Here is an 8,491-nt window from a genome sequence, read left to right as displayed (position 1 = left end):
GCCACCCGGACCATCCGCTGACCGTCGAGCAGGGCCCGCGGGCCCTGAAGCTGCGCCTCGACCCGCAGCGGGTCCGCCAGGTCCTCGACAACCTCCTCACCAACGCGGCCGTGCACACCCCGGCGGGCACCGCGGTGTCGGTGGGGGTGCGGGTGCGGGACGGGCACGCCCGGGTGCGGATCGCGGACGCGGGCCCCGGCATCCCGGCCGCCGACCGGGAGCGGGTCTTCGACCGCTTCTACCGCGTCGACAAGGCCCGCAGCCGGGACCGGGGCGGCAGCGGACTGGGCCTCGCGGTGGCGAGCTCCCTGGTCCGGGCGCACGGCGGCACGATCGGGCTGGACAGCGAGCCCGGCTCGACGGTGTTCACGGTGTCGCTGCCGCTGAGTCTTACGAAGCCGTGACGTGCGGGCGCGGTCCGATCTCTCGGGCCGGGCACGCCCCTAGCGTGAGGGCATGCGCGTACTGGTCACCGGCGGCGCCGGTTTCATCGGGTCCCACATCGTCGACGCGCTCGTGGCACACGGCCACGAGCCCCTCCTGTACGACCTGCGGACCGACCCGGCGTCCGACGTACGGGACCCCGACGCCGTCCGCCGCGCCCTGACCGGCGTGGACGCGGTGTGCCACCAGGCGGCCGTGGTCGGCCTGGGCGTGGACTTCGCCGACGCCCCGCGGTACGCCTCCCACAACGACGTCGGCACGGCGGTCCTGCTCGCCGCGATGGCCGAGCTCGGGGTACGGCGGCTGGTGCTCGCCGGGTCGATGGTCGTGTACGGCGAGGGCCGCTACACCTGCCCCCGGCACGGGACCGTACGACCGGGCCCGCGGGCCGTGGCCGACCTGGACGCGGGACGCTTCGAGCCGCTCTGCCCGCGGTGCGGCGCGGATCTCTCCCCCGGGCTGGTCGGCGAGGACGCCCCGGTCGACCCGCGGAACGTGTACGCGACGACCAAGCTCGCCCAGGAACACCTGGCCGCGTCCTGGGCCCGGGCCACGGGCGGTGCGGCGGTGGCGCTGCGCTACCACAACGTGTACGGCCCCGGCATGCCCCGCGACACCCCGTACGCCGGCGTCGCCTCCTTCTTCCGTTCCGCGCTCGCGCGCGGGGAGGCCCCGCGCGTCTTCGAGGACGGCGGTCAGCGCCGGGACTTCGTCCATGTGCGGGACGTGGCCGCGGCCAACGTGGCGGCACTGGAGGCGGGTTCGGGGGACGGGGAGCTCACGTCGTACAACACCGGGAGCGGGGAGCCGCACACGGTGGGCGAGATGGCCCGGGCGCTGGCCGAGGCGTACGGCGGTCCCGAGCCGGTGGTCACCGGGGAGTACCGGCTCGGGGACGTACGGCACATCACTGCGGACTCGGCGCGGCTGCGGGCGGAGCTGGGGTGGAAGGCGGAGGTCGGATTCGCCGAGGGGATGCGGGAGTTCGCGGGCGCCGGGATGCGGGACGCGTAGCCGGCGGTGGACCGGTGGTGCCGCCCGTGAAGGAAAGCGGCCACGGGCGGCACCACCATTTTCCTCAGCGGCGGCGGCTGGTTCAGGAAGCCGCCGACGGCAGCACCACCTCGAAGCGGCAGCCGCCCGGCACGTTGCGCACGGTGGCGCGGCCCGCGTGCGCCTCCACGATGCCCCGGACGATCGCGAGGCCGAGTCCCGCCCCGGCGGGCGGAGTCCGGGCGTGGGTGCCGCGCCAGCCGGTGTCGAAGACGCGGGGCAGGTCCTCCTCGGGGATGCCGCCGCAGCCGTCCGTGACGGACACGACGACCCCCTCGGGGCGGTGCTCGGCGGCCACCGCGACCGTGCCGTCGGCGGGGGTGCGGCGGATGGCGTTGACGAGGAGGTTGCCGAGCACGCGGCTCATCTCCTTGCCGTCCACCTCCACCGGCACGGCCGCCACCCGGTCGCCGACCAGCCGCACGCCGTACTCGCGGGCCAGCGGGTCGGCGCCCGCGAGGGCGTCCGAGACCAGGTCGTACAGGGAGATCCGGCTCGGGCTGAGCGCCAGTGTCCCGGCGTGGATGCGGGAGAGCTCGAAGAGGTCGCCGACCATGTCGTTGAGGCGTTCCACCTCGGTGCGGATCTGCCGCAGATAGCGGGCGGGGTCGGCGGCGACGCCGTCCTCCAGGGCCTCGGACATCGCGCGCAGTCCGGCGAGCGGGGTGCGCAGGTCGTGGGAGATCCAGGCGACGAGCTCGCGCCGGGAGGACTCCAGGGCGCGCTCCCGCTCCCGGGACTCGGCGAGTTTGGCGCTGGTGGCCTCCAACTCCCGGCTGAGGGCGTCGAGTTCGGCGGTGGTGGGGCCGCCGGGCGAGGTGAAGTCGCCGCCGTCGCCGAAGGAGCGGGCGGCGAGCGCGAGGGCCCGGCTGCGGGCGGCGACCCAGCGGCCCAGCAACAGGGCGGTGGCCAGCGAGACCACGGCGGCCATCAGGACGACGGTGGTGACGACCCGCAGGTCGTGCCCGGACAGGAACATGGCCTGGGCGACCGCGAGGGTGCCGGCCAGCATCGCGGTGACGCCGACCGCGGCGACCACGGTCAGGTGCAGGGAGAGCGAGCGGCGCCGGACCAGCAGCAGCACCCAGGCACCGAGGAGTCCGGCGGCGACGGCGCCGAGGAAGGCGTAGAGGGCGATGAGGAGGGTGTCGCGCACGGGTCACGCCCCCTTCGGGGCGGCGTCGGACTCCGGCGAGCCGTCGAAGCGGTAGCCGACGCCCCACACGGTCTGGATCAGGCGGGGCCTGGCCGGGTCGTCCTCGACCTTGCCGCGGAGCCGGCGCACATGGACGGTGACGGTCGACAGGTCGCCGAAGTCCCAGCCCCACACCTCGCGCATCAGGTCCTCGCGGCTGAAGACCCGGCCGGGGTGCCGGAGGAAGAACGCGAGGAGGTCGAACTCCCGGATGGTGAGGGCCAGTTCGGTGCCGTCCTTGAGGGCGCGGCGGGCCGTCGGGTCCAGCGAGAGACCGGCGGCGCCCAGGTGACCGGCCTGCTGGGCGGGGCGGGAGCGGCGCAGCACGGACTCGACGCGCAGGACCAGTTCGCGGGGGCTGAAGGGCTTGGTGACGTAGTCGTCGGCGCCGACCTCCAGGCCCAGGATGCGGTCGTCCTCGTCGCCGCGGGCGGTGAGCATGATGACCGGGACGGGCCCGCGTCCCCGCATCCGGCGGCACACCTCCAGGCCGTCCATGCCGGGCAGCATCAGGTCGAGGACGACGAGGTCCGGGCGGTGCGCGGCGGCGCGGGCGAGGGCGTCGGGGCCGTCGGCGGCCCGGTCCACGAGGTATCCGGCCCGGTCCAGGTAGCCGGAGACCACCTCGGCGACGGTGGGGTCGTCGTCGACGACGAGGACCCGCGGCCGGGTCTGTGCGTACTGCTGCTGCTCCATGTCGCCAGCCTCGCACCGCGCGCGCGATTGTGCCGCGGGCGGCCGCCGACGTCCTTGTTTCGTAAGGAGCCGGAGTCCGGTTTGTCCGTTCTGCGTTCGTAGGGTGAAAGCCGTGACGACCCCTTCAGTGAACGAACCGGCGGCGTCCGTGGACGTCGTGCTGCCCTGCCTGGACGAGGCCGGGGCCCTGCCGTGGGTGCTGGAACGCATCCCGCGCGGCTGGCGCGCGCTCGTCGTGGACAACGGCTCCTCGGACGGCTCGGCCGGCATCGCCCGGGCCCTCGGCGCGACCGTCGTCCGCGAGGAGCGGCGCGGCTTCGGCGCCGCCTGCCATGCGGGGCTGACCGCGGCCACGGCCGACATCGTGTGCTTCTGCGACTGCGACGCCTCGCTGGACCCCGCGGACCTGGTGCCGTTCGTGGCCGAGGTGCTGGCCGGTGAGGCGGACCTCGTGCTCGGCCGGCGCCGCCCGCAGGCCCGCGGTGCCTGGCCGGCGCACGCCCGGGCGGGCAACCTCGCGCTGGCCCGGCTGCTGCGCCGCCGTACCGGTCTGCGGCTGCACGACCTGGGGCCGCTGCGGGCCGCCCGGCGCGAGCCGCTGCTCGCGCTCGGCCTCACGGACCGGCGCAGCGGCTACCCGTTGCAGATGGTGGTGCGGGCGGCCGACGCGGGCTGGCGGATCGCCGAGCACGACGTGCCGTACCGCCCGCGCACCGGAGCCTCCAAGGTGACGGGCACCTGGCGGGGCACCTGGCAGGCCGTGCGCGACATGAGCCGGGTCCTGAACGAGACGGGGGCGCACGCGTGACCACTCTCCTCGTCATCGCCAAGGAGCCCCGGCCGGGGCGGGTGAAGACCCGGCTGACCCCGCCGTTCACGCCCGCGGAGGCGGCCGCGCTGGCCGAGGCGTCCCTCGCGGACACCCTCGACGTGGTGGCCCGCACCCCGGCCCGGCGCCGGGTCCTGGTCCTGGAGGGCGCACCGGGCCCCTGGCTGCCGCCGGGCTTCGAGGTCGTACGGCAGTGCCCGGGCGGCCTCGACGAACGGCTGGCCGCGGCCTTCGCGGGCTGCGACGGTCCGGCCCTGCTCATCGGTATGGACACGCCCCAGGTGACTCCCGAGCTGCTCACGGTCGACTTCGCCGACTGCGAGGCGTACTTCGGGCCCGCCGAGGACGGCGGGTTCTGGGCGCTGGGTCTGGCGGAACCGGACCCGTCCAGGCTGCGCGGCGTCCCGATGTCGGTCCCCGGCACCGGAGCGGCCCAGCGCGCCCGGCTGGCCGGACTGCGGGTGCGGGAACTGCCCCCGCTGCGGGACGTGGACACGGCGGCGGACGCGGAACTGGTCGCACGGGCCGCCCCGCACGGGCGGTTCGCGGCGGAACTGGCCCGGCTCGCGGGGGTGCGGCGGTGAGGGGGACACGGGTGGGCATCGCGACACGTGCCACGGCGACCGGGGCACTCGCACGGCCGCACGACGGGACGGCAGCCGCGGACGGGACGGACGGGACCGGGCGTCGTCCGGACGACGGGACGGCGAGCGAGACGGAGGCGGACGCGATCGGGCGCCGTGGCGATCCCGGCGACGTGCGCCCCCGGGCGGACGGGATCGGACGCCAGTGGGACGGACGCCCGCTCCTGCGGGAGCCCGGCCCCGACGCGACGGACAGCACGTGGTCCGTCGACCCCTACGCGCGGGCCCTGCGTACCGGCCGCGGGCCCCTCTTCCTGCGCCGGTCCGACGGCTGGCTGCTCCCGCTGGAACTGGAGCGCTGGTGCGCCGCCGCGGACGCCGCCGACCTGGAGGTGCTCAGGCGCTGCGAGGGCGCGGTGCTGGACGTCGGGTGCGGGCCGGGACGGCTCGTCGCCGCGCTCGGGGCCCGCGGCCGGCGGGTGCTCGGCATCGACGTGAGCGAGGCGGCGGTCGCGCGGACCGTCGCGCTCGGCGGACAGGCGCTGCGGCGGTCCGTCTTCGAGCCGCTGCCCGGCGAGGGCCGCTGGGGCACCGCGCTGCTGATCGACGGCAACGTCGGCATCGGCGGCGACCCGCGGGCCCTGCTCGACCGGACGGCTCAACTCCTTACCCCCAGGGGCTTGTTGATCGCCGAGACGGTCACCGACCCGGAGCTCGACGAGCGGGTCCAGGTGCATGTCACCGACGCCCGCGGCGCTGCCGGCAGCCCGTTCCCGTGGGCCCGGCTCGGTACTCCCGCCCTGCTGCGGCACGCGGACCGCAGCAGGTGGGCACCGGTGGATCAGTGGACGGCCGGCGGCCGGTCCTTCGTCGCCCTGCGCCGCGCCACCGGCCCCGCCCCGCGCCGCCGTACGACGAACACCACCGCCGAACCGCCGAAGAGCACGGCCGTCACCAGCAGCCAGCGGGCCAGGAAGCCGTCCGGGGACAGGCCGGTCGCGGAGGCGTAGCGGTCCGCGACCTGCCCGCTGATCAGCGGGAACCACACGAGCAGGAGCAGCAGCGAGAGGGCGGCGGGGACCCGCACGTACAGCACGTGCCGCCCCGCCGTCCGCACCAGTGCCCGGTCCGCCGCCGCGTACAGCGGCAGCAGCACCAGGTCGTGCAGGACGGCCGCTCCGACGAACCACATCGCGATCCCGAACCAGTCCCCCGCCAGCAGCTGCACCCCCGCATACACCGCGAGGGCGAACGAGCAGACGAGCAGGAGGAGTTGCAGGGGGCTGCCGAGAGGGATCCGCATCACAGGTCTCCGAAGGTCAGGCGCGCCACCCACTTGGTGTTGAGCACACCGGGCGCCGCGGGCACGATGATCCGGGCCGGGTGGCCGTGGTCGGGGGTCAGGTCCGCGCCGTTGACGGACAGGGCGAGCAGGGACCGCGGGTCGGCGACCTGGTTGGCGCGCAGGGCGGCCCGGCGGAAGGCGCCGTGCCGTTGCAGCGACTCCACGAAGAGGTCCGGCGGGTCGTCCTCGTACCCGACGAGCGCCGCGAGGTCCCGCAGCCGCACGCCGCGCCACCACTGGTCGGAGGTCGACCAGCCCTCCACGCAGGCGATGGGCAATGCCGCGCTGTGCAACGGGAGTTGAAGCAGTTCGGCTCGGCTGAGGCGGACCGTGCGGCCGTCGCGCCCGGTGACGACCAGCCGCCAGGCCTCCGCACCCGTCTCCGCCGGGTCGATCCCGGCGTACGCGGCGGTCTTGTTGATCTGGAAGCCGCCAGGACCGGAGGCGGGCTCGCCGCCGCCGTGCGGGGCGAGCAGGGCGGTCCGGCGCAGGACGCCGTCGAAGCTGCGCCCGGCCGTGGTGAGGAACAGCAGCAGCGAACCGCCCCCGACGAACCAGAGCGCCCCACGCCGCGACACGGTCGGCTCGGCCGGGTCCGGTGACACCAACTCGTCTGCCCGCGAGGGGAGTTCCCGGATCCGGCGGAGGTTGCGGAGCGCGAGCGGCGTCTTCAGCACGGCATGGGCGACGAACGCGGCGAAGAACACCCACGCGCCGTAGAAGTGCAGCGGGTAGAAGGAGCCCGGGAAGACGTAGTCGAGCTGGACGTTGAGCACCCCGGTCACGAACTCGAACAGGGCGCCGCCGACCAGCAGGAGCAGCGAGATCCGCTCCAGGGCGTGGGCGAGCGAGCGCGCGGGCGGCAGCGTGAACAGCTTCGGCACCACCGACCACAGCTTGGCCAGCAGGACGGGGATCAGGGTGATGCCGAGGGTGACGTGGATCCCCTGGGTCAGCCGGTACAGCCAGTGCGGGTCGGTCGGCCAGGAGAAGAGGTAGAAGCCGAGGACGCCCTTGTCCGGGGTCTTGTCGTTCACCGGCGACAGGCCGGGGTTGTAGGCCGCGTACGACAGCAGCCCCGTCACGAACAGCACGGTGATGCCGCCGAGGAGCACGACCCCGAGGACCGAGGTGAGCCAGGGGCCGCGCAGCGGGCTGCGCCAGAAGGAAGGGGTGAAGGGAGACCGAGCCATGCCCCGACGGTAGGTCCGCGGCACCCCGGAAGCGGGCCTGCGAACCATGACGAAACTCTGACGTCGTCGCATGTCAGCCGTCCGGGAGCGGATGTGCGGCCTAGCGTCGTCCGGGTGAACCGGGACCTTCGTCGTGACCTGTACGCGGCCGTGTGCGCCGCTCTCCTCGTGCTGACCGCCGTCCTGGTCGGCCGGGCGATCCAGCAACGGTACGGCTCGCTCCGCGTCGACTGGCCGCCTCTGCTGGCGAGTTGGGATCCGCACGTCGGTCCCGGCACCCCGGCCGCGGTGGTCGTCGCGGCCGCCGCGGTGGCCTACGGCCCCTCGCTCGCCGCCCGGCTGTCCTGGCGCCCGCTGCTGCTCGCCGTCTGGGGCGCGGGCATGGCCTGGACGTGGTCCCTGGCCCTCGTGGACGGCTGGCACCGGGGCATCGCCGAGCAGCTGACCACCAGGAACGAGTACCTCCGGGCCGTCCCCCGCTTCCACGACATCCCGGCGGCCCTGCGGGACTTCACCCGGCACATCCTGATCGACGCGCCGGACAACTGGGGAGCCCATGTCGCCGGGCATCCCCCCGGCGCCACCCTCACCTTCGTCCTCCTCGACCGGGTCGGGCTCGGCGGCGGGGGCTGGGCGGGGACCTGGTGCATCACCGTCGGCACGACCGCGGCGGTCGCGGTCCTGGTCACCGTGCGGACCCTCGCCGGCGAGTCGCTCGCCCGCCGTGCCGCGCCCTTCCTGGTCCTGGCCCCGGCCGCGGTCTGGGTGGGCACGTCGGCCGACGGGTACTTCGCGGCGGTGGCCGCGTGGGCGGTGGCCCTGCTCGCCCTCGCGGTGCGCGGTGTCCGGCCGCCGCTGTACGGCTTCTGCTCGGGCCTGCTGTTCGGGCTGACCGCCTATCTGTCGTACGGCCTGACCCTCATGGCCGTCGTCGCGGGCGCGGTGCTGCTGCTGGGCTCCTCACGGCGGCCCCTGGTGTTAGCCCTGGCCGGTCTCGTGGTCGTGCCGGTGCTGTTCACCGTGTCGGGGTTCGACTGGTGGGAGGCGTACCGGCTGCTGGTCACGCGGTACTACCAGGGGGCGGGCGGGGTGCGGCCGTACGGCTACTGGGTGTGGGCGAACCTCGCGTGCACACGTCTCTTATACACATCT

At 75.1% G+C, this 8,491-nt stretch carries 9 protein-coding genes and 1 pseudogene; 6 read left to right on the top strand and 4 right to left on the bottom strand.

Annotation, left to right across the window (positions count from 1 at the left end):
* Both AOJ26_RS21315 and AOJ26_RS21310 read left to right on the top strand, forming a co-directional pair.
* Positions 1-404: sensor histidine kinase (locus AOJ26_RS21315; protein WP_234358635.1), on the top strand; the 404-nt coding region annotated here is incomplete at its 5' end.
* A 52-nt stretch (positions 405-456) separates the two neighbouring features.
* Positions 457-1,458 (top strand): NAD-dependent epimerase/dehydratase family protein, encoded by a 1,002-nt coding sequence (locus AOJ26_RS21310; protein ID WP_053849923.1) that lies wholly within the window; start codon positions 457-459, stop codon positions 1,456-1,458.
* An 82-nt stretch (positions 1,459-1,540) separates the two neighbouring features.
* Here AOJ26_RS21310 and AOJ26_RS21305 read toward each other — a convergent pair whose 3' ends face one another.
* Both AOJ26_RS21305 and AOJ26_RS21300 read right to left on the bottom strand, forming a co-directional pair.
* Entirely contained in the window at positions 1,541-2,653 is a 1,113-nt protein-coding gene (locus AOJ26_RS21305) for a sensor histidine kinase (protein WP_053849922.1), read from the bottom strand.
* Positions 2,654-2,656: 3 nt separating this feature from the next.
* The gene (locus tag AOJ26_RS21300) at positions 2,657-3,388 is read right to left on the bottom strand and encodes a response regulator transcription factor (protein WP_053849921.1); all 732 of its coding nucleotides are present in this window, start codon (positions 3,386-3,388) and stop codon (positions 2,657-2,659) included.
* A gap of 103 nt (positions 3,389-3,491) precedes the next feature.
* Between AOJ26_RS21300 and AOJ26_RS21295 the strand changes: the two genes are divergently transcribed.
* The 3 genes and pseudogenes from AOJ26_RS21295 to AOJ26_RS45235 form a co-directional block, all read left to right on the top strand.
* Positions 3,492-4,196 carry a glycosyltransferase family 2 protein gene (locus AOJ26_RS21295; protein ID WP_053849920.1) on the top strand — a complete coding sequence of 235 codons (705 nt, stop codon included), beginning with the start codon at positions 3,492-3,494 and terminating at the stop codon, positions 4,194-4,196.
* Positions 4,193-4,801: a TIGR04282 family arsenosugar biosynthesis glycosyltransferase gene (locus AOJ26_RS21290; protein WP_053849919.1), complete on the top strand. Its 609-nt coding sequence runs from the start codon at positions 4,193-4,195 to the stop codon at positions 4,799-4,801. Before AOJ26_RS21295 ends, AOJ26_RS21290 begins: the two co-directional genes overlap by 4 nt.
* Positions 4,798-5,466 (top strand): annotated as a pseudogene (locus tag AOJ26_RS45235) (class I SAM-dependent methyltransferase); the annotation flags it as partial. The gene AOJ26_RS21290 and the pseudogene AOJ26_RS45235, both read left to right, overlap by 4 nt.
* A gap of 176 nt (positions 5,467-5,642) precedes the next feature.
* On the opposite strand, the gene AOJ26_RS43910 reads toward AOJ26_RS45235, so the two are convergent.
* Complete coding sequence (locus AOJ26_RS43910) at positions 5,643-6,104, bottom strand: hypothetical protein (protein ID WP_373413133.1); 462 nt, start codon at positions 6,102-6,104, stop codon at positions 5,643-5,645.
* A complete protein-coding gene (locus AOJ26_RS21280) occupies positions 6,104-7,339 on the bottom strand; it encodes a molybdopterin-dependent oxidoreductase (protein WP_078959986.1) in 1,236 nt (411 codons plus the stop codon). Before AOJ26_RS21280 ends, AOJ26_RS43910 begins: the two co-directional genes overlap by 1 nt.
* Positions 7,340-7,453: 114 nt before the next feature.
* Here AOJ26_RS21280 and AOJ26_RS21275 point away from each other — a divergent pair.
* Positions 7,454-8,491: hypothetical protein (locus AOJ26_RS21275; protein ID WP_053849917.1), on the top strand; the 1,038-nt coding region annotated here is incomplete at its 3' end.

The organism is Streptomyces sp. NRRL B-24085, from assembly GCF_001282115.1.
Taxonomy (GTDB): domain Bacteria; phylum Actinomycetota; class Actinomycetes; order Streptomycetales; family Streptomycetaceae; genus Streptomyces.
This window is presented reverse-complemented; position numbering and strand designations above follow the sequence as displayed.

What these genes read in the sequence shown, in the direction of transcription:
- AOJ26_RS21310 (WP_053849923.1), top strand. Translation starts at nt 457, where the DNA reads ATGCGCGTACTGGTCACCGGCGGCGCCGGTTTCATCGGGTCCCACATC.
- AOJ26_RS21300 (WP_053849921.1), bottom strand. Translation starts at nt 3,388, where the DNA reads ATGGAGCAGCAGCAGTACGCACAGACCCGGCCGCGGGTCCTCGTCGTC.
- AOJ26_RS43910 (WP_373413133.1), bottom strand. Translation starts at nt 6,104, where the DNA reads ATGCGGATCCCTCTCGGCAGCCCCCTGCAACTCCTCCTGCTCGTCTGC.
- AOJ26_RS21280 (WP_078959986.1), bottom strand. Translation starts at nt 7,339, where the DNA reads ATGGCTCGGTCTCCCTTCACCCCTTCCTTCTGGCGCAGCCCGCTGCGC.